Genomic DNA, 24373 nt, shown 5'->3' with positions numbered 1-24373 from the left:
CCAGGGGAGGGGAAACCATTAACTCATGACTGATTCTCAGGACACCATTGTTGCTGTCGCCACCGCCCCCGGAAAGGGAGGCATCGGCATTGTCCGTCTATCCGGTAATAAGGCGTCAGTAATCGCCACTAAACTTCTTCCTTCCGGCACCAACCTACACCCCCGGCATGCACATTTTTCTGCCTTTATAGATTCCCATGGTGAGCAGATTGATGAAGGCATCGTATTATTTTTTCCTGGCCCGAACTCTTTTACCGGTGAAGATGTCGTTGAGTTTCAGGGCCACGGTGGTCCGGTTATCCTTGATCAGATTGTTCGTCATTGTGTTGCTTATGGAGCCAGACAAGCCCGCGCTGGAGAATTCTCCATGCGTGCATACCTTAACGACAGAATCGATTTGACTCAGGCGGAAGCCATCGCAGATTTAATCGATGCGGGTAGTGAAGCAGCCGCGAAAGCAGCCATGCATTCCTTACAGGGTGACTTTTCAAAGGAAGTAAACGGACTGATTGATGCCCTGATTCAACTGCGCATGTATGTCGAGGCAGCCATTGATTTCCCTGAGGAGGAAATCGACTTTCTCAGTGATGGCAAGGTCAGTGTTGATCTTGAAAACCTGGTTGTGAAAACCGAGAAGATCCTTGTTACAGCAAGACATGGCCGGCTACTAAGAGAAGGCATGACGGCGGTAATTGCCGGGCGCCCAAATGCCGGCAAGTCCTCATTGCTTAATGCCCTGGCTGGACATGATGCGGCTATCGTCACTGATATTGCCGGTACCACCCGCGATGTATTGCGAGAGACCATCCAAATTGATGGTCTGCAGATTAATATTATTGATACCGCTGGATTGCGGGAATCACCGGATGTGGTGGAGCGAGAAGGTATTCGCCGTGCATGGGCGGAAATTGAAAGAGCGGATATTCTACTGGTACTTGCTGACGTTAATCAGACCGGGCCTGTCATTACCTCCTTGGCTGATGTGCTCCCTGATGAAGACCAGCGCCTATCTGGTCTAACTATGCCGACGCTTCTGATACTTAATAAAACGGACCTTTTACAGGAACAAGGCTTACCGAAAACCGAGATGGAGAGTATCGCCATTTCAGCAAAGAGCGGCTTTGGGTTAAATGATCTCAGAGAAAACCTAAAGAGAAGAGTGGGCTATCAAGCTACAAGTGAAAGCAGATTTTCTGCGCGCCGCCGTCACCTTACTGCTCTTGAGTTAGCACTTGACTCCTTACGTCGCGGTGCCAGCCAGCTTACAGAGCATCAAGCTGGAGAGTTGCTTGCGGAAGATCTTCGTACAGCACAGCATGCCATGGAAGAAATAACCGGGGCATTCAGCGCTGACGATCTTCTGGGAAAAATATTTTCCAGCTTTTGTATAGGAAAATAGAATTTAAAAAGCCCGGTGCTGCGTGGGGGAGGAGGGTGCAGCACCGGGTAAGTCAAACAATAGACTCAACGCTTAGCCAACTCTCTACTATCACTACATTCCGCCCGAGCAGAATCCATTCGGCAGCGAACATTGCGTAGCAGAGACATCATGTCCTTGCTATATACACCTTGATCGGTTAACTCAATTCGCGCATCACGCATCATCTCGTCATAGCGAAGTCGATCATCATCAGAGATATCGATCCACCATTTTTCATCAACCTCGTTTTGCGCGGTCTCAATAACGCGCATGGCTTGTTCAAAAACCGTATTGGCGAAGTACTTGCGAGACCATATGGCAAAGTCATCGCTGAACTTGTTCTGTCGAGCAATAACTTGCATGGTCAGTTGCCCCAGGGTGTAGTCAATAATTCCACCATCAGGTTGCATGCCTTTGTAGAGCTCTAGAGCGCTATAGGCGAGCACTGGAGCAAAGCAGATATCAACACTATTATTGTTGAAACGCCCGGCAAAATTAGTGATATCAGACATCACTGGGGACATACCCACTCGAGATGCCATTTTACCCTGAGCTTCATCGTAGGACATGACAGCAATGGATTTTCCTGCCAGTGCATTGACATTATTGATGGTCTGGTCCTTAACAAAAAGATAAGCCGCCCCCATGGGGCCGACGCCAAGAACTTCGAAGGCGCCCTGCTTGAGATTGGCGGTGATCTTTTCGTTACCACTGGCAATAACCTGAATAACCGTACGCAGTGCCTCGTAATCAGGAACCGCGCCAATGGAGTCCAGGCTGCCGGTAAAACTATTAAATTGCCGGCCGCGAATGCCGGTGAGAACTGCAGCGTCACACTGCGACGCTTTCAGATCCTCCGCGGCGATGCTCTCGTCCGTGTATACCTTAAGGTCTAGTTTATAGCCTTGGCCCGAAGCGGCAGTGGCATAATCGCGCATGATATTGTACTGATCGCCAGCAGTTCCAATAATGTCAAAAACGCAAATAGTACGCTCTACTGAATTTGCGTGTAGAGCGGCGGAAACGGGCAACAGAAGTGCTGATAACAAAGGGAATATTTTTCTTGATAACATATGCTATCTCCTTACGTGAAAAACGTTTTAGTGCTCTATCAGAGCAGTTCATCTATATCGATTACCGGCGAGGTTTTTGCCGCGTCATCCCAGAAGGTTCCCAATGACTTGAAAGGAGTGCGTTTTCCCGTAGCGTCCGCCCACATGCGGTGAGACACACCTAGAATCAGCTCACCCGCAATAGCATCCAGCAAGGCGTACTCTTCGTTAAGATTTCTGTTGTTAGCAGAAAACTCTCGAATTCCTTTTCTAAGCTGAGGTTGATTGTCAACGCTGTAGGCGGAGATAACATACAATGCACTTGCCAATCGTATGCCGCTCTGGAATCCAATCTGAGTTGCTTTTTCCAGTTCCTGCCATGCATCAGCACCTTGTGGTGCAAGCATAGGCAGAATATTCCACAGAGCAGCACGTGTGCCCTGCGGTACGCCCCACCACTTCTCGTTATCCAGACAGGCCGCACCACGCTCCACTTTGGCGGCGACATCTCTGGGAACACCCACGGCAGTTTCTGCAGTGGCATCGTTGAGTAGAGATTGAACGCCGGCGATCAGCCCGACCATCCAGACTAGCTCATCAAAATCACTACGCAGGCGTGGGCAGCTAGCCTCAGCAGGCTCACCGTAGACCGATACGGTGCGGCGATAAGCCTCATACAGACGTCTTGCAGCTTGCTCGGCGTGGGCTTTCTGCTCTGAGCGAGCGTCTTGTGCTTCGATTACGTCGCCACGCTTCATGGCGCGCATATAACGTAACTCGGCATCAAGAGCTTTTGATTCAGAGCAGGTGGCGGCTGCCACGAATACTAAAGGGGCAATCTTGTCGGGCTTTGACCCAACCTCACTGAATGACATTAGCAATGGCGTGAGTGACTCACCGGTAGCACAAGCCATGCCGACATCCCGATAAGTCATCAAGTGGGGTACTAATTCGCTCTTGCCATAGCTAACCAAAACGTCGCCGGTACCTTTGTAAACAACCGTGCAGCCTGATATGAAAGTCGCGGACAAAAAAATCAGACTGGTCATTCTGATACGTTTAGAAAACTTCATTGTTGTTTCCCTTAATTGTTAAGAGTAGTGGTGAAATCAGCGTTTCACCGACCCGGAGAGTACGTTTAGCACTACCTCGCCCATGGGCAGCGTTAACTCTACGTCAGCGTTCAGAACACCAGCGGCGGATAAACTCACCAGAACGACGATGGGTGTCTCGTTAGCCAGTGCGATACTCATTCGCCCGTCATCAATAAATTCAACGTCGCCGCGAACATCGGTGGTAAACCCATAACTACGTTGGTTATGAGAGAGAGGTATCGGCACGCCAAGAACCCGCGCGATGGCATTAAGACGCGGACCATCGATATAGCCGTTTAGAGTTGCCAGAAACCGAGGCCCTTCTACGCCTTCTACAATCCACCCTTCACCAAACCCTGATTCACCCGGCTCGCAGCGACGAAGGGGCGTCGACTCTGCAGGCGATGGTGCCGCAGCGCCTGTTCGAGCGTCGCACTGATAACGAAGGCGCATAATCAACTCGCCACTATCGGTTGGGTCCGCTGTGGTAAGTGGCTCGAGGGTTGTCCTCGCATAGGCGACAAAGTTACTGGTAAGCAAGGCTGTAGGGTGGAGATAGACTAGAATCCCGCCCCCATTGGCAACCTCTGCCGGTAGCGGACTGCGGGCAATAGCGGCCGCTTCATCCGCGTTGAGAAAACCGACGACCTCAGCACCCAGAGTCCCGGTGGCGTACACATAGGAATCCTTCAGGCAGCTATCGCCGATGGGGCAGCCAATGTTTGCTTCGGCAACCTGACCGCCCACACCGGTTACTGTAATTCGGGCACTATTCTTCAGGTACTCAGGTTCATCGATCGCATTTTTCTCGCCCGGATCACGACGACTGTTGCTGTTTACATCCGCGGTAGGAAGATTGGATAGCTTTGTTAGTACAGAGGAGCTAGCAGGTGCGCCGCGGAAAAAGATCTCCAGATCCTGACCACCGCCATTCAGGGCGGGTGTATTGCCCAGGGAGGTAGACAGAACTCTGGTCTTAAGTGGCAAACCCGCAGCGGAGCAGATGGCTGTGCCTGGATTGCAGGCCGAGGATGACGGGCTACCATTGGAGCGTAACGTATACCGATATAACGCCCCATCGCTCCACGGCTGATGTGGAGTGAACACGATCTCTCTGTCGCGGACCTCAAGACGACCATCTACGGTTGCAATGCTTGTTTCAGTCGCATTGATCTCTTCAACCAGGAAAGTGCTACCGGCGACAATGCTTGTCGGATCCATAACCTGGGAAAAACTCACCTGAATGCTGCGATCTGCGGGCATTAAGGGTAATGGAAGACGGTCATCTGTGGTTTGGCCACCATTGCAACGCCCGGCATTGCTGTTGGCAAGGTCACGCGCCACGGTGGCGCAAGGAAAGCCGGGATAGGCTTGTAATGCAACCGGCGAGGCGGGCTGACTCGCCGCGTAGAATGGCATGCTAAACGACAACGTTTGTTGCGCTAGCGTGTTACCGCTTAGATCCGTAATGCCGTCAAGTAAATTGACATCGTAATCAGAACCGTATTCGAGCGGTAATGTGATGATAACGGAGACGCCGTCCTGACGAATCAGTTCCGGTGTAACTGGAACACCGTCCTGACTAATAGTGATCCGATCAGTCAGTGAAACCGGATCAACGGCCTCATTAAAATTAATGACAATCGGCTCACCGGGCCGATGGCTGGCAGCCAACTGATCCGGCATCCATGACTGAATGAATGGTGGAGCCATATCCTCCACTGGCTCCGGCGCAATTAATTGGTCGGCATAGGCTTCCATACGAAAGCTGAGTACACCGAATGCGGTTTCCAGGCCAAGTACTTCTGATTCCACTACCGTCAGTGCATCGGAAACCAGCACCCCATTCTCAACTATTGCCTGACCTACTAGCTCCAGATGCAATACATCCTGATTGAAAGATGAGTTTGCAACGGGATTGCCTGTGGTAATTGCCACGTCCATAAACACTCGTATCTGTCGAGGCGCGCGGGGGGAGGTGCTATACGGATTAGGCAACAGGTAACCAGTGGCGTCAGAGATAAACTGAACTACTACATCGCCAGAGTTGAATCCGGCCGGAATCTGTCCACCAATACGCACTACAAGCTCGTCACCGGTGAGCATGCTGCCGCGAGCAATGCGAAGTGGTGTGGTAACGGGGTAGTTCGGAACGAATGCCAGCTCAGCAAATACATCACCTTGTTGTTGTGACTGTGTTTCCTCGCCCAGCAATGTGGCAATAACTGGCACCAGGTTTACTGGTTGTCCAGTCAATTGAGATTGGATGCCGCTTGCCGGCGCTTTAAGTGCCATCACTTCAGTCGGGCCGCTGGGTAATGGGGAGAAGCTGAAAACGTTACTGCCACTAAATGGCAATTCAAGGGTTGCCCCATAAAGACTGGCCAGCTGGTCGGACAAGGTCAGGGTATAGCTGTCGCCTGGCTGAAGGTCCTGCACGGGATCAATAGTGAGATAGTGGCCCTTGGCGAGTACCACAGCAGGAACCAACTGATCCTCATCATCCTTCAGCGCCAGAGTGTCGCCATAGCGGACACTGGCTACATCAATGGGCTGACTAAACTGAAAACGAAGGGAAGTGAAGTCAAGAATTGGGAATTCATTGTCGTCCGGGAACATGCGGGTGACCGCGAAAAGATCTCCACTCACCTGGTGGGCGCGGGGGCCTTTAGAAGCTAGCGCAGTGGCAAATGAAAATCCGTCATTCGGAAGAGTTATTTGGCCTTTAGTGGTAGTCAGGTTGAGCAGCTCGACCGTGTAGGTGGTCCCCGTAGCCAACGGCTCAATAGGACGCATAACAATGCTACGATCGTCACTGCCTGGGGCAACACTTACGTCGGTTGGTATTGGAGTACCCTCCTGCATAAGTCGAATCACGGAGTCATCCAATTGCAGCGGGTCTGTTACTGGATCAGAAAGGCGCACAATGATTGGCGTCCGTGTCGATACACCACCCTGCCCGGCGTCAGGGTAGGTGTAGAACACATCGCCGCCTCTACCGGGGAATACAACGCTCTGCTTATCGCCGCCACAGCTAATCAAGGTCAGCGATGCTACCAAGATCCAGGCAAATTGGACTTTCATAAATTTATTATTCATGGCCGCTCTCCTCAGAATTTCACCGTGAAGGAACCACTGAAGACATGGGCGTCGCCGCCAGCAGTAACGTCTTCCTGGTAAGGTTGGTTGTCCGGTGTGGTGCCGGTGAGGCTGAAATCGCGATCTTTCAGATAGTGATACTGGTAACCGAAGTCGAGCTGTACTGGCCAGGCCAGTACGGGTGGATTCTTCACCAGTAACGAGCCGCCAAGACCAAGGATGTACTTGTCGTTGTCCAGATAGTTGACCTCATCAGAATTACTGCTCTCTAGCGGTGACTCTTCAAAGGCGATACCGGAAGTAAGCGCTAGAGATTCGTTCAGTTGGTAGTGAATGCCAATACGGGGAATGACAATGTCCTTGAAGCGCAGATTAGACTGGTCCTTGATGGTGTCTCTTTGTAGTTGATCTTCCAGACGTGACCAATGCTGGAGTTCGGCGGTAGCACCGATGCGCAATTTGCCAAACTGATATTGGGCGCCCGCGGTGATAATTTCAGGAGTAAAGCCGGAGATAGTGCTGATAACCAAATCCAGACCTGGATCCGGAATGGTACCTGGAATTACGGCGTTTGCTGAGACATTGGTTTCGCCTTTGGCGTAACTCTTATAAACGATGGCGGTTTCCAGCTTGTCCATCCAGCAAGGTGAGCGAGAGCATAGGGTCTCACCAGCATTCATATTGATGGCGATGATGGGAACCATGACGGGTTCAGCTGCCACTTCAATATTCTCCCGTTCCGTATTGCCGGCGAGATCGCTTTGCGTGGTCATGGTTGCATCAGCATGCAGAGTGATGCGCAACGATGCGCCCACATCAATACCTCGCCAGACATTTGTGCCAACACCCAGATTGAGGAAAAGCGGTTGTCGACCGTAGTTGAAGAACTGTCCTTCGTTAGCAGTCGCAGATTGAAACGCCATCATTTCTTTGCCGAACTTTTCAACTCCGGCCATAAATCCGAACATGATTGAGTGGTCGTACTTGGTCAGAAAGGACAGGTCCTTTTTCATGCCAATCAGGACCTGCTGTGACGGCGTGTCATCAAGCACCTCCCCGCTACGGGTTGGCGCGTTCACACCGCCAGAGCTGTCCACCTGCAAAGATGGCGCTGCGTGAAAAAGACCGCCTGTAAGCTCACCCCGGGTATCGCGGGCCAGATACGCCGGATTGTAATAGGTCGCTGATACCTGATTGCTGAAAAGAGATAGTGACTGGGCGGACGCGATATCGGATGGCAGGATGCCAAATGTTGTCGCGGTACTGCTCATTCCCGCGTGGGCAATGTTACTAACTGACGTTATGGTTGCGATAAGCGTGACAAGCGGAATCCGGGCTATTTTTTTCATCATGACTACTCCGTTTCTTTTGGTTGTTCTTATCTGCCCGAAACTCCTTGCTACCTCGGACAGCGATCACCGACCCCCGGTGAAGTTCTTCTAGCGCCAGACCAGTAGCCTGTGTGCGCTGAAAAAAAGGGCCGTACACAGGGCGTGCACGGCTCCAGAAAACAACGCAATAAACGCGCTGTGTGTGTGCTCTTATGACCGCCCGCCTGATGCGGCGGTGTGACTATGCGGTTTGCCCCTGCTCTTCAAAGTAATAGATACCTACACCAGCGCGAGCACGGCCATCACCAGACACCGATGGATTGAGGTGTCGGTCGTGTCGGCGTAGCCAGCAATCAAATTCAGCCAGGATTTCATGGCCGCGCTCGGAAACCAGTTGTTGCAGTGTTTGCAAGCAGTCATGTGGCAAGTTGTCGTAGCTGACCTTTAGCTGGAATCGACTTTGGTCGGTCGGCGCATACAGGTTGTGAGAAATGGTTTCAGCGAGATCGCCAACATCGGTACCCAGGATCTTCATAATCGCGGTCGCATCACGACTGGGTATGTATGCGGAGCGCATCAGGAAGATACGGCGTCCTGCATCCATTTTTACGATCCCGGCCTGACGTAGTTCATTGAGTATCAAGCGTGGCGCTAGATCACTGTTGATCTGCTTGACTAGAGAAGTGAACGAGCCTGGGCCGTCGAATTTCAGCGGCTTTGGTTCGTTCCTTTCAGTCAGGTAGTCGCTTTTGCTGCACCAGCTGGAGATCACCCGGGCAGCCCGATGGAAGGACTGACCAAGATCATGGTCCGCCAGGGGCGGGGCCTGCTTGATGCGGCGCACTTCTGTGCGGGGCAGGCCGGTAACCAGAGCTATGCGGCTGATGCTTTGCTTGCGGCCACGAATGGCGAAGTGGCGGTCTGCCTCCTCGGTAAAGACCTGCCGGGCGATGCCGTCGAAGGTCGCATAGGTGATCTTGTTGGCCAGCAGTACGCGAACGATGGGTCGCAGTATTCGAGCTAGCGCAAGAAGTATGGTTTGGTTGATGGCGTCATTCATAGATTGGGAAAATAATCCCATTATTTGAGGTGGTCAATCATGTACTAACGTCCAACTGACGAGCGGTATCAGAAAACAGGCTGAGTTCAAGTCTGAGAATTTTTTAACAGATGTGACATAAGATTATGTTTTTACAGGGATTATTATTCTTGCGCGGCAAAGTCCGGCCGTTCGGATAGGGAGTTTTTTTAGCGCGGGATTGAATACCGCACTCCTGAAGCGGAGTGCGGTTGGGGAGATGACAAGAAAGAAGGGCTTAGATATCGCCTAACAACTGCTCCAGCTCTTCCAGGGCCTCACCGGTGTAAACCGCCAGACGCTGCATGCTGGGTAGGGTTTCACGGCACCCTGTGTAGCCGAAGTTAAGCGAGTCTGCGTAGCTCAGACAGGTGATATTCAGAGCTCCACCATGGGCGATAAGCGACACCGGATACATAGCTTCCAGGCGTGCACCTTGAAAGTACAAGGGCTCGCGTGGCCCGGGCACGTTGGAAATGGTGACGTTGAACACCGGCTTGGTGCGACCGCCGAGACCGGTGGCCAACTGCAGCATGTAGGGCGCCATTAGCAGCATGGTGTACTGAGTCAGAGTGCTGCGCGGCAGGGTCTGCAGGTGTTCCTTGGCGCTACGGGTGGAGGCCTTGATTGCTGCCAGCCGGCGCAGGGGATCGGCCACGTCAGTAGCCAGGCTGGCAATCATAAAGCTGATTGAGGTGCCTGTGCCCTGGTCATCGGCGGCCCTGATATTTACCGGGATACCGGCGGTGAGCGGCTCCGTTGGCAGGGCATTTTGCTCTTTAAGAAAGCGGCGCAGGGCCGTGCTACACAAGTACAGGACAATGTCGTTAAGCGATGCATCGGCCTGAATGGCCAGCTCTCGCAGTGCTGACATACTGTACTGCTGGGTGGCGAAACGGCGTTGTGGCGTGACCCGCTTGTTAAGTACCGACGGTGGTCCGACAAAGGGACCAACCAGCGGGCTACCTTCCTGATGACGGACCAGCTTGCCGAGAGCGCCTATTAGTGCCGGGACAGTCTTAAGCTGGCCACGCAGTGCTTCCATGGCCGCTTCAAGGCCATGGGCTTCATGGGCCGGAGCCCCTCCAATCAGCTTGACGCGCTCTGGTCGTACCGTCCACGGTGGCGGCATGTGGAGGGCATTGGCGTCTGTTGATAGCACCCGCTGAAGCAGGCGCATACCGCTGATACCGTCAATCAGGGAGTGGTGCATCTTGGTGTAAAGAGCGAAGCGGTTGTTCTCCAGCCCTTCGATGATGTGGCTTTCCCACAGGGGCCGATTGAAATCCAGAGGGTGACTGTGCAGGCGGGAGATCAGTACGCCGAGCTCCCGCTCTCCGCCGGGCTTGGGTAGGGCGGAGTGCCGCACGTGGTAGTCCAGATCCAGATCGTTGTCGATCTTCCAGGCAGGGGTCAGGGTACGGCCAATCTTGCCCGGGTTTAGCAGTTTGTGGTTCCAAGGCGGGGCGAAATCCCGGCCCTCCTTCATGCGTATCACCAGGTCACGTAGGAAAGTGTCCGGCGCGCCTTCCGGCAGGGAGAAAATCTGCAGGTTGCCGACATGCATCGGGGTGTCATCGGATTCCACCGCCAGCCAGGCGGCGTCGAGGGTCTTCATGCGCTTCATGTGTGGTCCCGGTTGATTGGTCCTGCAGCGGGCATCCCTGATGCCGGCTCGACGTAAGCAGCTTAGCGGCTGAGCACCCAAATGAAAATTTTTCTACACAGGCAAACGGTAACAGATTCCGCTGGTATCCTTGTCGGCACATTGACCACGGATACCATTATGTTCAGACGTACCAAGATAGTCGCCACCATTGGTCCCGCCAGCGCCCCCGAGGCCATGCTTGGCCGCCTGATTGCTGCTGGAGTGAATGTATTCCGGCTTAACTTCTCCCACGGCAGCGCTGAGGACCATCGGGCCGTGGCGGAGCGTATTCGTTCTGCGGCAGATCAGCAGAAGCGGACAGTGGCTATTCTGGTTGACCTGCAGGGGCCGAAAATTCGTATTGGCAAGTTTCGTGATGGCCCCATTCAGCTACATGCCGGTGATCATTTCATCCTTGATGCTGCCATGGATGAAAACGCCGGTGACTCTGGCCGGGTTGGCATCACTTATAAGGCTCTGGTCAGCGATTGTCGCGAGGGTGACAGCCTGTTGCTTGACGATGGTCTGGTGGAAATGGCCATTAATGAAATCCGTGGCAATCAGCTGCACTGTATCGTCACTGTCGGTGGCAAGCTCTCCAATGGCAAAGGGGTTAATCGTAAGGGTGGTGGTCTGACAGCCCCGGCGCTTACGGAGAAGGATCTTGCGGACATCGTAACTGCGGCAGATATGGGCGTTGATTACCTGGCCCTGTCATTCCCACGTGATGCGGGAGATGTTGAGGAGACCCGCCGGCGCTACCGCGCCGCCGGAGGCCAAGGTGGAATTATCGCCAAAATTGAGCGTGCCGAGGCGGTCAGTACGGCGGAGATTCTGGACGGAATTATCTGTGCATCTGATGGTGTTATGGTTGCCCGCGGAGACCTTGCCGTGGAAATTGGCGACGCGGAACTGGTTGGCGTGCAAAAGCATATTATCCAGCGCGCTCGAGAGTTAGATCGCTTTGTTATCACCGCAACACAGATGATGGAGTCGATGATTCACAGCCCGCAGCCTACCCGTGCGGAAGTCTCCGATGTTGCCAATGCTGTGCTGGACGGCACAGACGCGGTGATGCTCTCCGCCGAAACCGCGGTGGGCGATCATCCGGAAGCTACGGTGCGTGCCATGGACCGGATTATTCTTGGGGCGGAACGTACTTTCCAGATTCGTATGCTGCAGGCACGGGCAATGGAAGGCCTGGAAAAAATTGATGAAGCCATTGCGGTGGCGGCCATGTCTGTAGCCAATCAACTTGAGCGAGTTAAAGCAATTATCAGTATGACGGAAACTGGCAACACGCCGCGCATGATGTCGCGGGTCAGATCCGGTTTGCCTATTTTCGCCTTCACGCCCCATGCCCAAACCCGAAGACGACTGGCTATTTACCGGGGGGTTGAAACAGTCCATTTTGACAGCGCGGCAATCGATCCGGATGAAATTAATGCTCGTGCTGTCGACCAGCTTATCAGTATGGGCGTTGTGGAAAATGGTGATCGGGTGATCCTTACCAAGGGCGACTATCTGGCGGTTCATGGTGGCACCAACACACTTAAAATTATCGAAATTAATAGGGAATCCTGATGTCTGATGCAGAGCTTCGTTATGACCAGTTTATTGAGCGTATTTCCGGCAAAGAAGAGCTATGGGTGCTCAGCGATGGGGAATCTTTTGCCCTGTTGAATAGTGATGGTGAGGACTGCCTGCCACTGTGGGCTGATGCCGAGTCTGCCCGGCTATGGAGCAATGATCCAGCTCTGGTGCCTCGCGAGGTTCCTTTGGCGGCATGGTTTGAGCGCTGGGTGCCAGGGTTGACCGCGGACAATATTATGGTGGCGGTTAACCCGGGAGAATCTGGCGATGCCGTAGTATTAAGCGCGGAGGAGCTGGTTGACGCAATGTTGCCCGCCAATGGGTGATGTTCTGCCTTTTCGCAAGCCCGCTGTAAAAAAGAAGGGCTTGTGTCAGCACGGCTTCCATAAGTGGCAGGTATGCAAGGAGCAGCGCTTTGACGTAAAGCAGGGCCGTCTGATGACGGTTTTGCGTTGCCAGCGTTGCGGTTTGGAGAAGGTCGAGGCGCGATAAACCGGAGCATAATTAATGAGCCATTACCGAACGGAAAAAGATTCACTCGGTGAGGTACAAGTTCCGACAGAGGCATTATGGGGGGCACAAACACAGCGAGCAGTGAATAACTTCACCGTTTCCAGGCCGTTACCGAACCCCTTTATCCGAGCTATTGCGTTGATTAAGGATTGTGCAGCAGAGGTGAATCTCGGTCTCGGTTTGCTTGCCGCCGAGAAAGCTTCGGCAATTAGTCGGGCAGCAACCAGAATTGTAGCAGGTGAGTTCGCAGACCAGTTTCCGGTAGATGTGTTTCAAACTGGTTCAGGTACGTCCAGTAATATGAACGTCAACGAAGTGATTGCGCATATCTGTCAGCGTGATGGCGTGGCAATTCATGCTAACGATGACGTTAATCTGGGACAGAGCAGTAACGATACCATTCCTACGGCAATTCACCTTTCTTCTATCCTGGCAGTCACAGAACGACTGCTGCCGGCACTGATTACCTTGCGTGACACTGTGCGCCATCGTGCCCTGAAACTTGAAAATGAAGTAAAACCCGGTCGCACCCATTTGATGGATGCCATGCCGATAACGTTTGCCCAACAACTGAATGGTTGGGCAGTGCAGCTCGATTATGTCGAAGAAAAGCTGCGTGGCGCGGTACATGGTTTGCTGAGTATTCCCCAGGGCGGTACAGCGGTAGGTACGGGGGTAAACTGCCACCGTGAATTTGCGCCGCGCTTTTGCCTGCTCCTGAGCCAAAGAACGGGCCAGCATTTTCAACCATTGGATTCTTTCTTTGCCGGTCAGGGCGCAATTGATCGACCACTGGCATTGTCGTCGGCGTTGCGTGGCCTTGCTGTGGTGCTGATGAAAATCTGTAATGACCTGCGCTGGATGAATTCCGGCCCGCAGCATGGTTTGGCGGAAATCGTCTTGCCAGTGGTGCAGCCCGGTTCGTCTATTATGCCGGGCAAGGTTAATCCGGTAATTTGTGAGTCGGTGTGCATGGTGGCCGCTCAGGTGATGGGACTGGATCAGGCCAATGCCATTGCTGCTCAGAGCGGCAATTTCGAGCTTAACGTGATGTTGCCGCTGGTAGCAGATAACCTGCTTGGTATGACGGCCATATTGGCGAACGCCATGGGCATGCTTGACCAATCAGTCATGTCCGGCTTTCAGATAAACAGTGACCATCTGGCCGAATCCATCAAAAAAAACCCGATACTGGTGACGGCGCTGAATCCGTTGGTCGGTTACAACCTGGCGGCGGAGATCGCCAAAGAAGCCTATAGCAGTGGCCGGCCGGTGATCGATGTGGCCTGTGAGAAGACCGATCTGTCCCGTGAGCAACTTGAAAAGCTGCTTGATCCGGTCAAACTCACTCGCGGTGGCACCGACTTCTAGCTAACTAACAATTCAAACAGAGGACGCGATCATGGACCTGAGCATCACCCGTACCCCGTCAGCCTATTCTTCCCCGTTGCTGGTCAATAGCATCCTTGAAGCTGGGGTGAAAAATGCGCCGGATCAGGAGATCGTTTACGCCGACAAACTGCGCATGACCTACCGTGACTTGGGTGAGCGGGTTAGCCGTCTGGCCTCTATGTTGACCGATCTCGGAGTCAAGCCGGGTGACACCGTGGCGGTAATGGATTGGGATAGTCACCGATACCTGGAGTGCTTTTTCGCCATTCCGATGATGGGGGCGGTGCTGCATACAGTGAATGTGCGGTTGTCCCCGGAACAGGTCCTTTACACCATCAACCACGCTAAAGATGACGTAATTCTGGTGAATCGTGAATTCTTGCCCATCCTTGATGCCATCAAGGATCGTATTGAGCCGGTAAAGAAATATGTGCTGCTGGATGATGATGACGGTCCGCAGGACAGCCAGATTGACTTGGCTGGTGAATACGAAGCTCTGCTGAAGGCGGCGAGCAGTGAGTTCACCTTCCCGGATCTAGATGAAAACACCCGCGCTACGACTTTCTATACTACCGGCACCACCGGACTGCCTAAGGGTGTCTACTTTAGCCATCGTCAACTGGTACTGCATACCTATGCTGGCCGTGCAGCGCTGGGCGGCAGCGGCCATGGCAGGTTCAACGCCAATGACATCTATATGCCGATCACGCCTATGTTCCACGTGCACGCCTGGGGTATCCCGTATATGGCAACCATGATGGGTGTGAAGCAGGTTTATCCGGGCCGCTATGAGCCGGCCTCATTGTTAAAGCTGTTGGTTACTGAAAAGGTTACCTTCTCCCATTGTGTGCCAACTATTATCCAGATGTTGCTTGGCGCCGAAGCAGCCAAGAGCGTCGATCTGAATGGCTGGAAGGTAATCATTGGCGGCTCCGCATTGCCCCCCGCCTTGGCCCGCGGAGCGCTTGAGCGCGGCATCGACATCTACACCGGTTACGGCATGAGTGAGACTTGCCCGCTGATGACCCTGGCGCTGTTGCCGCCGGAGCTGGAGAAGGCGGATATCGATACCCAGGTGACTTACCGCACCATGACAGGCCGCCCGGTACCAATGGTGCAGATCCGCATTGTTGATGAGAACATGAACGACGTACCTCATGATGGAAAAGCCCAAGGCGAAGTGGTGGCTCGGGCACCCTGGCTCACTCAGGGTTATCTGAATGACAAGGAAAACTCCGAACATCTGTGGCACGGCGGTTGGTTGCATACGGGTGACATTGCCACCATGAGCGCCGACGGTTGGTTGAAAATCGCTGATCGCATCAAGGACGTGATCAAAACCGGTGGTGAGTGGGTGTCTTCGATTGATCTGGAAGGTCTGGTATTGCATCACCCGGCGGTGGCTGAATGTGCGGTGATTGGTGTACCGGATGAAAAGTGGGGTGAGCGTCCTCTGGCTTTGGTGGTGAAGAAGCCGGGGGCCGAGGTGGAAGCCCAGGGCATTAAGGATCTGGTCATGGATTACGCCAATAAGGGCGTCATTTCAAAGTATGGCGTACCGGATCGAATCAAGTTTGTTGACGCCCTGCCGCGCACCAGCGTGGGCAAGCTGGACAAGAAGCTGATGCGTGCCGAAATGGCAGACTGATACCTTGCCAGACCGCCACACCGATCTGGTGTGGCGGGCCTTCTCTCCCTCCTCACATTTTTTGCACAAACCGCGGTGCATAATAAAGCGGCGTCATTTAGCAAGATTGTTAATTTGGCCATAGCATTTCTGGAGATCAAGCTATGAGACAGGGCGCCTTTGTTGCCGTGGTTGCGTTGATTTCACTGGCGCTTCTTGCGGTTTGGCAGTTCGGTGGCGAGAAAGCTGGTCAGCGTCAGCGACCGCCACAGGCGGTCAATGTTGAGGCCCCACGCCTGACCACCTTGCAGCGCCGGGTGGAAGCGGTAGGCACAGCGCGTGCGCTGCAGTCTGTTAGCGTAACCAGCGAAGTAGATGGGCGGGTTGTGCGGGTAGCCATGAAAGAAGGCTCACGCGTGATGACCGGTGAACTTCTGGTGTCACTGGATGATAGAACCGCTCAGGCGGAATTGGCCCAGGCCGAGGCCAGCTTGGCTGACGCCCGTGCTGCCTCGCAGCGCGCCGAGCGTTTGCAAAATACTCGAGCCATCTCGGAAGCAGAGGTCGATCAGCTTAAGGCGGCCTTGCAGGGAGCCCAGGCACAGCAGCAAGCAGCGGAGGCCAGATTATCCTATCACCAGATTCGGGCGCCTTTCCCTGGTGTTATCGGTCTCGGCAATATTGATCCGGGCAGCTATCTGCGCGCCGGGGATCTGATAACCACTCTGGATAATACTGAACAGCTTGAAGTGCAGTTCACAGTGCCCGAGCGCTATCTGGCAACACTGGCCCCCGGCCAGTCATTAACCGTAACCAGTGATGCCTGGCCGGAGAAGGTATTCTCCGGTCAGCTTACCTATCTTGATAGTCGGATTGATCCAACCAATCGAGCTATTACGGTTAAAGCTCTGTTGGATAACAACGAGCAGCTAATGCTCCCAGGGCAGTTCTTACAAGTCTCTCTGGCGGTGGATGAGCATCAAGCACTAATGATCCCGGAGCAGGCCATATTGACTCAGGGCGTGGTCAGCTTTGCATTTGTTGTAAAGGATGGTCAGGCAGAGCGACGGCAGCTGTCGCTTGGCACCCGGCAGCAAGGCTGGGTTGAAGTGACTAGCGGCATTGCCGAAAACGATCAGGTGATTATTACCGGCCACACCCGCCTGGGTAGTGGCTCCCCTGTAACAGTCGTTGATGATCCCGGGGCTTTATTGCCCGAGTCTGCCGGTGCCTTCATCGATCAGGAGGGCTGAGTCGTGGTGATTTCCGACGTCTCAATAAAACGTCCGGTATTTGCCACGGTTATTTCTCTATTGATCGTGGTTTTTGGCCTTAGTGGTCTGTTGAAGCTACCGGTACGAGAATATCCGGACATCGATCCTCCGGAGGTATCCGTGTCGGTAGAGTATCGCGGTGCCGCCCCGGAGGTTATCGATACCCAGATCGTTCAGATTATTGAGGCTGCGATCAGCGGCGTAGAGGGGGTTGAGCGAATTGAGTCGCGCAGCCGTATCGGTTCAGCACGTACCTCCATTGAGTTTAATCTTGACCGTGACGTGGATGCGGCGGCCAACGATGTTCGTGATGCCATTTCCAGAGTTCTAGGGCGCCTGCCAGAAGACGCGGAATCCCCGGTAATTGCCAAAACGGATGCTGATGCGCGTCCCATTATCTGGGTTACCTTGACTAGCACCACATTAGCGCCGGAGGAGCTCAGCGACTTCGCCGAACGTAATCTGGTTGATCGTTTTTCGGTGCTTGATGGTGTCGCAGACGTATTCATTGGTGGGCAACGTCGTTACGCCATGCGTGTCTGGCTGGACCGACGCCGGATGGCGGCTCACGGAGTGGTGGTAACAGATATTCAGCAAACTCTGCAGGCCAATAATGTGGAGCTGCCTGCAGGCAAGGTGGAGTCTGCCAGTCGGGATTTTACCGTCCGTGCGGATAGCCGCTTATCTGACGTGGATGAGTTCAAGCGACTGGTAGTGCGTCGTGATGGTGACCACCTTATTCGCCTGGGTGATGTTGCCAAGGTGGAGTTGGGGGTAGAGAACCGTGACACGGTGCTTCGTGCAAATGGCGACGTGGCGATTGGCCTCGGAATCATTCGGCAATCGAAAGCCAATACGGTTGCGGTGTCCGATTTGGTTCAGGAAGAGATTGCCCGAGTTCAGGAAACACTGCCCTCGGATATTAGTCTTGGCATAAATTATGATGAGTCGATTTTTATTCGTGCCTCAATCAAGGAAGTATTAATTACCCTGGCCATTTCCGTGGTCCTGGTAATTCTGGTGATATGGGTTTTCCTTGGCAGTCTGCGTGCAACGCTAATTCCGGCGGTAACCATTCCGGTATCTATTATTGGCGCCTTTGCCGGGCTGGCTTTGTTGGGCTTCTCTTTGAATGTGCTTACTCTGCTTGCTCTGATTTTGGCTATCGGCCTGGTGGTCGATGATGCGATTGTAATGCTGGAGAATATTCAGCGGCGCATGGATGAGGGCGAGAAGCCGTTAGTTGCGGCATTTCTTGGGGCCCGACAGGTGGCTTTCGCCATTGTCGCTACCACCCTGACCTTGATTGCAGTGTTTGTACCAATCTCATTTATGGGTGGTGATGTTGGTCGCCTGTTTGCCGAATTTGGATTCACTCTGGCGGCCGCCGTAGTGGTGTCCAGTGTGGTGGCACTATCATTAGCGCCTATGCTGTGTTCCCGTTGGCTCAGGCCACACAGAAATCAAAATGAAGCAAACTGGTTGGATCGTCGACTGGCAAATATGGCCGGTCTATACCAGCGCTCGTTGAATTACACCTTGAGCCACCCAGCGCCGGTGCTCTCCATAGCTCTGGCCGGCTGTCTGTTGGCGATATTCGCCTGGGCACAGATACCCCGTGAACTGGCACCGACAGAAGACCGGGGTGTGTTTATTGTCCCCGCCACGGCGCCGCAAGGTGCGACGGCGAATTACACCCAGCACCATGCCGCAAAAATTGAAAAAATTATTCTGCCGTTGGTTGATGAAGGTGAAGTGCTTAGAGTGCTATCGATTGTTGGTTTTCGTGGCCAGGTGACCAATGCCTTTACCATTGTCCGTTTGAAGCATTGGGACGAGCGACAGCGCAAACAGCAGGATATCGTTAGAGAAGTTCTGCAGAAATTACCTCAGGTTCCCGGACTACGGGCCGTGGCAATCAATCCCCCGGGCCTGGGACAGAGCGCGTTCAGCCAAGCCCTGGAGGTAGTGGTATCCGGTCCGGACTATGCCTCTGCCGTTGCCTGGAGTGAATCCATGCTGGCCAGAATGGAAGACAACCCCGGCTTGTTTGGCGCCACCACGGACTATGATGAAACCCAGCCACAATTGGATGTCAGGCTGTTGCGCGATCGTGCCGCTGATTTGGGTATCAGCGCCGAAGACGTGGGCCAGACCTTACAAGCCATGCTGGCCTCGTCGGTGGCAACAACCTATCTGGACCGTGGCCGGGAATACGATGTGATGCTGGAAGCGATTCCCGCTGATCGGGCTTCGCCAGAAGATCTGAACAATATCTATTTGCGCGCTGACGGCGGAGGGTTGGTGGCTTTGTCCAGTATCATTGATCTTCACCAGCAGGGCGCTTCACCTGAACTGCGCCGAGTAGGGCGACTGCCGTCGGTTACCCTGTCCGCATCAATGATGCCTGGCTATGATTTGGGCTCAGCAATTCGTTTTATCGAAGATACTGCTCGGCAGACTCTGCCAGCAGAAGCGAGGGTCAGTTACAAAGGTATGGCGGAGGAATTTCAATCTGCCTCGGCGGCCATCTATATTACTTTCCTGTTGGCAGTCGTTATTGTATTTCTGGTTCTCGCCGCACAGTTTGAAAGCTGGATTCATCCTTTGATTATCATGCTCACCGTACCCCTCGCCATTGCTGGCGCCGTAATCGCTATCCGGCTTAGTGGCAACTCAATAAACGTGTACAGTCAAATTGGCATGATTATGCTGGTGGGCCTTATGGCGAAGAACGGTATTCTCATTGTCGAGTTCGCCAATCAGTTGCGCGATCAGGGCCGTACCGTCAGCCAGGCAATTGTTGAAGGGGCCACGGTGCGCTTCCGGCCAGTTTTAATGACCGGCATATCGACCATTTTTGGCGCCTTGCCACTGGTTATGGCCGTGGGAGCTGGTGCAGAAAGCCGTATATCCATCGGCATTGTGATTATAGGCGGCTTGCTGTTTGCCACTGTGCTGACTTTGTTCATCATCCCGCTGCTGTACAACTGGCTAGCTGGTTATGCATCATCGGCCAATGCCATTGCCGAGCGACTGCATCGGGAGCTGCCCACAGGTGAAGACCACTGATTACACAGTAATACGCAGCCGACGTCGCTCGCTTGAGCTGCGCTTGTATCCCGATAGCCGCATAGAAGTTCGAGTGCCGCTACGGGCCAGTGCACGCGAGGTTGAGGATTTTATCGCCAGTAAGTCCGCTTGGCTGCAAGCCCGTCTGAGGGGGCAGCAGCTACGTCCGCCGCGAATCCCTTTGCAGTACCGTCATGGTGAGGAGCATCTGTTTCTCGGCCAACACTATCCGCTGTCTCTGGCCCGCGCGGCCCGGCCGGCGACTGCGCTGCAGCAGGGCAGCCTCTGCCTGCTGGCGCCAGAGCCGGATAACCCGGAGCGGATTGCCAGGCAGCTGGAACGCTGGTATCGCCAGCAGGCCGATGGCGTCTTCAATCGGTTAATTGATCACCACTTCCCTTTCTTTGCGGTTCGCGGCCATATCCGGCCACAGTTGAGGATCCGCTCAATGAAGAGCCGCTGGGGTAGCCTCTCCAGCCTTGGCTATATCAACCTTAATCTGGAACTGATAAAGACGCCGCTGCACAGTATTGAGTACGTGGTCATCCATGAACTGTGTCATCTTGAGCACATGAACCATGGGCCCGCGTTCCAGGCCCTGATGTCGCAATGTCTGCCCGACTGGCGGCGCAGAAAGCGGGAGCTGAACGAGATGCCATTACGCTGAGGCGGTCAGTGCTTTCAGGTATGGATTCAAGTTAATGTAAGGGCACTATGACCGAGAACCTGATCGAAATTCGTAATGTGAGCCTGCGCCGCGGCGAGCGCACGTTGTTTAGCGATATTAACCTGGATATTCCGCGCGGCAGTGTTACCGCCATTATGGGCCCTAGCGGTTGCGGCAAGACCACCTTGCTACGTCTGATCGGCGGCCAGTTGAAAGCCACCTCGGGCCAAGTGCTGGTGGATGGCAAGGAAGTTAGCGAGTTAGGGCGTGGCGACTTGTTTCGCCTGCGTCGCCGTATGGGCATGCTGTTTCAAGCGGGTGCTCTGTTTACCGATCTATCCGTCTACGACAACGTCGCCTTCCCATTACGCATGCATACCCGGTTGCCGGAAAGCATGATTCGCGATCTGGTGTTAATGAAACTTGATGCTGTAGGCCTGCGTGGAGCCAGAGACCTGATGCCCGCGGAATTGTCTGGCGGCATGGCCCGTCGCGCAGCTTTGGCACGGGCCATCATTCTTGATCCCGACCTGATTATCTATGACGAACCATTCGCCGGTCAGGACCCGATCTCTATGGGCATGCTGGCTACATTAATTGCCCGATTGAATAGGGCTCTGGGAGTCACCACGATTATTGTCTCCCATGATGTTACGGAAACCGCCGCCATCGCTGATTACATGCACGTGATTGCGGACGGCAAGATCCGCGGTCAGGGGCCAACAGAAGCGGTAATGAACAGTGATGACGAAAGGGTTCGGCAGTTTATTCAGGGCCTGCCGGATGGTCCGGTACCTTTTCAGTATCCGGCCGTGGATTATTATCAGGATCTCGGTTTGGAGCCTCGCCAATGATGACCTGGCTGCAGCGTCTTGGTGCCACCGGGCTTGAATTGCTGCGAGTGCTTGGCAGGGCAACCTTGCTCTGGTGGCAGGCCCTTTCAGGGGTGCCGGACTGGCGTCATGGCCCTGGCCTGTTGATGCGTCAGATCTATTTTGTTGGTGTTTATTCCCTGGTAATCATTGTTGTATCCGGTGCGTTCATTGGCATGGTGCTGGCCTTACAGGGCTACACCGTACTGGTGAAATTCGGTGCCTCCCAGGCACTGGGACAACTGGTGGCACTATCCCTGCTGCGTGAGCTGGGCCCGGTGGTAGCGGCGTTACTATTTGCTGGCAGGGCGGGATCAGCAATGACTGCCGAGATTGGCCTGATGAAAGCCACCGAGCAACTTGCCGCCATGGAAATGATCGGCGTTGATCCGCTACGAAGAGTAGTTCGGCCGCGTTTGTTGGCCGGTATGTTGGCGATGCCCGTGCTGGCGCAGATTTTTAATGTGGTAGCCATCTGGGGTGCAGTCATGGTTGGCGTGCACTGGCTTGGAGTGGATGCCGGGTCGTTCTGGTCGAATATGCAAAATGTGGTGGAATTTCGCGAAGATGTACTCAATGGTGTAATCAAGTCAGCTGTTTTTGGTGCAGTGATTAGCTGGATCGCGGTCTACCAGGGTTATGAAGTAACGCCAACCTCGGCCGGCATTGCCACCGCAACAACCCGTACCGTGGTGTATTCATCTTTGGCGGTGCTGGCGCTGGATTTTCTGCTGACTGCCGTCATGTTTGGAGTGGACTGATGCAAAACCGCAACATCGAAATCATGGTTGGCGCATTTATGCTTGCGGGCATTCTTGCCCTGATTTACCTGTCCTTCCAGGTTAGTGGGCTTTCTTTGCGTGGTAATAGCGCAGAGAGCTATCAGCTGGTGGCCCACTTCAACAATGTGTCCGGGCTCACGGAGCGCGGCAAGGTGACTATTGGTGGTGTATTGGTGGGCCGCGTTACCAGCATCGAGCTGGACCCAGTCAGCGTTCGTGCTCGCGTTGAAATGGAGATAGATAAAGGGGTCAATTACATTACTGACGATAGCATCGCGTCGATTAAAACCGCGGGGGTGTTGGGGGAAAAATATATAAGCATTGCCGTGGGAGGAAGTGAAGAAATACTTGCTGATGGTGGGGAGATCTTTGATACCCAGTCTGCCTTTGTCCTAGAGGATATTATCGGCACGGTGTTAAGCAATTTATTTGATAAAAAGGCAGAAGGGAAATGAGTACGGCGAGCTGCAATTATTTCTACGCTATTTTATTTTCCATAATGGCACTTCTACTGCCCTCCCTGACTCGGGCAGATAGCAGCATTGCCCTGAAGACCGCGGAGTCAGCCACCAATCGTATTCTCGAGCTATCTACACAGGCGCGCAGCTATATTGATAAAGAACCGGATCGCTATTACAGCCAAGTCAGTGATGTACTAAATGAAGTGATGGACTTTGAAGGCTTCGCCCGAGGTGTGATGGCAACTTATGCCAGTGCTCGGCAATATAATGCCTTGAAAACTGATGCTGAGCGCAACCAGTTTAATCAGCGCATTGAACGCTTTGGAGACAAGCTTGAACGTATTTTGATTATCACCTATTCGGATGCGGTGCTGTCATTTAAAGGAGAGAAGATCACCCTGTCCATAGCGCCGGGCAGTGATGCCGCCCCACATCGCGCCATCATTAATCAAGAAATCTACAGCAATACCGGTAAGGTCTACCTGGTTCAGTACACCATGCGAGAAATGCGGCCGGATCTTTGGAAGGTCACCAATCTTACTGTTGATGGCGCCAACCTTGGCCAGATATATCGCACTCAGTTCGCCAGCGAAGTAGAAAAGGCTGGCGGTGATCTGGATAAGACCATTGATGACTGGGGCCAATAATAATGTCGGCAAACGCATCTATAGAGTCATTGCCGTCAGCAGCGGCGCGCTACCAGGACGATACGATTTATCTTTCTGGTTCGTTGAACTTTGATTCGGTAATTGCCCTGAATAATCAGGTATCCGACTGGCTTAATAGCAATATGCCGGTGGACTGCATGGTCGATCTTGCAGAGGTTGAGTACAGTAGCAGCGTTGGCATTGCTTTAATGCTGGGGTGGATGCGAATTGCCAATCATGCGGGTGGCACACTCAGTTTATGCAATGTTCCGGCTGACATGTTGGCAATGGCTGAAGTGGGTGGGCTGTCGGGATTGTTTAGTCAGCAGGATCAGAAGTAGCCGGTTTCAAAGCGTTGCCTGCAAAGCGTATCCCTTTCCAGCCATCACGCATAAAACGGCGGATGTTGCCGTGGTCGGTGCCGTCAGGAAAGCGCAGCACATCATCACGATAGTAGCTACCGAAGCAAGCCAGCGTGCTGTCCTCATCCAGCTGATGTAGCTGAGCGAACGCAAAGATCCTGCAGGACCCAGCGTTGGTGCCGGCCTCATTCCATAGCGCATCGTCACCAAGGCCATTATGAAAACCCGTAGGGGTGTAATCGTAATGCTCGCTGATCGCCGCAATGACCTCGTCAAAAGCGATGGTCGCCGGTGACTGTTGGATGCGTTGCAGCAGGGTTTCCAGTGAGTTCACAAGTGCCTCCGGATGGCGGGTTCGGTGGGAAAGTAGAGGCCATAAGGCCGGCACC

The 24373-nt window shown here is 53.6% G+C and carries 20 protein-coding genes; 13 read left to right on the top strand and 7 right to left on the bottom strand.

Annotated features, from left to right (window positions below):
• Positions 1 to 25 precede the first annotated feature (25 nt).
• A complete protein-coding gene (gene mnmE / locus J1C54_RS04990; RefSeq protein ID WP_229145429.1) occupies positions 26 to 1399 on the top strand; it encodes a tRNA uridine-5-carboxymethylaminomethyl(34) synthesis GTPase MnmE in 1374 nt (457 codons plus the stop codon).
• A 65-nt stretch (positions 1400 to 1464) separates the two neighbouring features.
• Here the strand turns inward: mnmE and J1C54_RS04985 are convergent, their stop codons facing one another.
• The 6 genes from J1C54_RS04985 to J1C54_RS04960 form a co-directional block, all read right to left on the bottom strand.
• Positions 1465 to 2493 (bottom strand): putative solute-binding protein, encoded by a 1029-nt coding sequence (locus J1C54_RS04985; protein ID WP_229145428.1) that lies wholly within the window; start codon positions 2491 to 2493, stop codon positions 1465 to 1467.
• Positions 2494 to 2531: 38 nt separating this feature from the next.
• Complete coding sequence (locus tag J1C54_RS04980) at positions 2532 to 3545, bottom strand: hypothetical protein (RefSeq protein ID WP_229145427.1); 1014 nt, start codon at positions 3543 to 3545, stop codon at positions 2532 to 2534.
• A 36-nt stretch (positions 3546 to 3581) separates the two neighbouring features.
• Positions 3582 to 6665, bottom strand: coding sequence for an Ig-like domain-containing protein (locus tag J1C54_RS04975; protein ID WP_229145426.1), 3084 nt, complete (start codon positions 6663 to 6665; stop codon positions 3582 to 3584).
• A gap of 11 nt (positions 6666 to 6676) precedes the next feature.
• The gene (locus J1C54_RS04970; protein WP_229145425.1) at positions 6677 to 8017 is read right to left on the bottom strand and encodes an OmpP1/FadL family transporter; all 1341 of its coding nucleotides are present in this window, start codon (positions 8015 to 8017) and stop codon (positions 6677 to 6679) included.
• A 220-nt stretch (positions 8018 to 8237) separates the two neighbouring features.
• Positions 8238 to 9056: a DUF6502 family protein gene (locus J1C54_RS04965; RefSeq protein WP_229145424.1), complete on the bottom strand. Its 819-nt coding sequence runs from the start codon at positions 9054 to 9056 to the stop codon at positions 8238 to 8240.
• Between the two features lie 256 nt (positions 9057 to 9312).
• A complete protein-coding gene (locus J1C54_RS04960; protein WP_229145423.1) occupies positions 9313 to 10701 on the bottom strand; it encodes a wax ester/triacylglycerol synthase family O-acyltransferase in 1389 nt (462 codons plus the stop codon).
• Between the two features lie 159 nt (positions 10702 to 10860).
• Between J1C54_RS04960 and pyk the strand changes: the two genes are divergently transcribed.
• The 12 genes from pyk (at position 10861) to J1C54_RS04900 (ending at position 23963) form a co-directional block, all read left to right on the top strand.
• On the top strand, positions 10861 to 12306 hold the full coding sequence (gene pyk, locus J1C54_RS04955) for a pyruvate kinase (protein WP_229145422.1): 1446 nt from the start codon (positions 10861 to 10863) through the stop codon (positions 12304 to 12306).
• Positions 12306 to 12641 carry a DUF2750 domain-containing protein gene (locus J1C54_RS04950; protein ID WP_229145421.1) on the top strand — a complete coding sequence of 112 codons (336 nt, stop codon included), beginning with the start codon at positions 12306 to 12308 and terminating at the stop codon, positions 12639 to 12641. The genes pyk and J1C54_RS04950 overlap by 1 nt, the downstream gene beginning before the upstream one ends.
• Before the next feature lie 181 nt (positions 12642 to 12822).
• On the top strand, positions 12823 to 14199 hold the full coding sequence (locus J1C54_RS04945; RefSeq protein WP_229145420.1) for a lyase family protein: 1377 nt from the start codon (positions 12823 to 12825) through the stop codon (positions 14197 to 14199).
• A 31-nt stretch (positions 14200 to 14230) separates the two neighbouring features.
• Positions 14231 to 15868 carry a fatty acid--CoA ligase gene (locus J1C54_RS04940; protein ID WP_229145419.1) on the top strand — a complete coding sequence of 546 codons (1638 nt, stop codon included), beginning with the start codon at positions 14231 to 14233 and terminating at the stop codon, positions 15866 to 15868.
• A 143-nt stretch (positions 15869 to 16011) separates the two neighbouring features.
• A complete protein-coding gene (locus J1C54_RS04935) occupies positions 16012 to 17100 on the top strand; it encodes an efflux RND transporter periplasmic adaptor subunit (RefSeq protein ID WP_229145418.1) in 1089 nt (362 codons plus the stop codon).
• A gap of 3 nt (positions 17101 to 17103) precedes the next feature.
• Complete coding sequence (locus J1C54_RS04930) at positions 17104 to 20193, top strand: efflux RND transporter permease subunit (RefSeq protein WP_229145417.1); 3090 nt, start codon at positions 17104 to 17106, stop codon at positions 20191 to 20193.
• Positions 20180 to 20860 (top strand): SprT family zinc-dependent metalloprotease, encoded by a 681-nt coding sequence (locus tag J1C54_RS04925; RefSeq protein WP_229145416.1) that lies wholly within the window; start codon positions 20180 to 20182, stop codon positions 20858 to 20860. Before J1C54_RS04930 ends, J1C54_RS04925 begins: the two co-directional genes overlap by 14 nt.
• Positions 20861 to 20907: 47 nt before the next feature.
• Positions 20908 to 21714, top strand: coding sequence for an ATP-binding cassette domain-containing protein (locus tag J1C54_RS04920; protein ID WP_229145415.1), 807 nt, complete (start codon positions 20908 to 20910; stop codon positions 21712 to 21714).
• Complete coding sequence (gene mlaE / locus J1C54_RS04915) at positions 21711 to 22493, top strand: lipid asymmetry maintenance ABC transporter permease subunit MlaE (protein WP_229145414.1); 783 nt, start codon at positions 21711 to 21713, stop codon at positions 22491 to 22493. The genes J1C54_RS04920 and mlaE overlap by 4 nt, the downstream gene beginning before the upstream one ends.
• A complete protein-coding gene (mlaD, locus tag J1C54_RS04910; protein WP_229145413.1) occupies positions 22493 to 22969 on the top strand; it encodes an outer membrane lipid asymmetry maintenance protein MlaD in 477 nt (158 codons plus the stop codon). Before mlaE ends, mlaD begins: the two co-directional genes overlap by 1 nt.
• Positions 22966 to 23622: a phospholipid-binding protein MlaC gene (locus J1C54_RS04905; RefSeq protein ID WP_229145412.1), complete on the top strand. Its 657-nt coding sequence runs from the start codon at positions 22966 to 22968 to the stop codon at positions 23620 to 23622. The genes mlaD and J1C54_RS04905 overlap by 4 nt, the downstream gene beginning before the upstream one ends.
• 2 nt (positions 23623 to 23624) lie before the next feature.
• Positions 23625 to 23963, top strand: coding sequence for a lipid asymmetry maintenance protein MlaB (locus J1C54_RS04900; RefSeq protein ID WP_229145411.1), 339 nt, complete (start codon positions 23625 to 23627; stop codon positions 23961 to 23963).
• Here the strand turns inward: J1C54_RS04900 and J1C54_RS04895 are convergent.
• On the bottom strand, positions 23941 to 24318 hold the full coding sequence (locus J1C54_RS04895) for a HopJ type III effector protein (RefSeq protein WP_229145408.1): 378 nt from the start codon (positions 24316 to 24318) through the stop codon (positions 23941 to 23943). The genes J1C54_RS04900 and J1C54_RS04895 overlap by 23 nt on opposite strands.
• Positions 24319 to 24373: the final 55 nt, after the last annotated feature.

It is taken from the genome of Alcanivorax sp. 1008, from assembly GCF_020667895.1.
GTDB lineage: Bacteria > Pseudomonadota > Gammaproteobacteria > Pseudomonadales > Alcanivoracaceae > PGZG01.
Note: the sequence above shows the minus strand (reverse complement) of the source record. Positions and strands in the feature narration are given on the sequence as shown.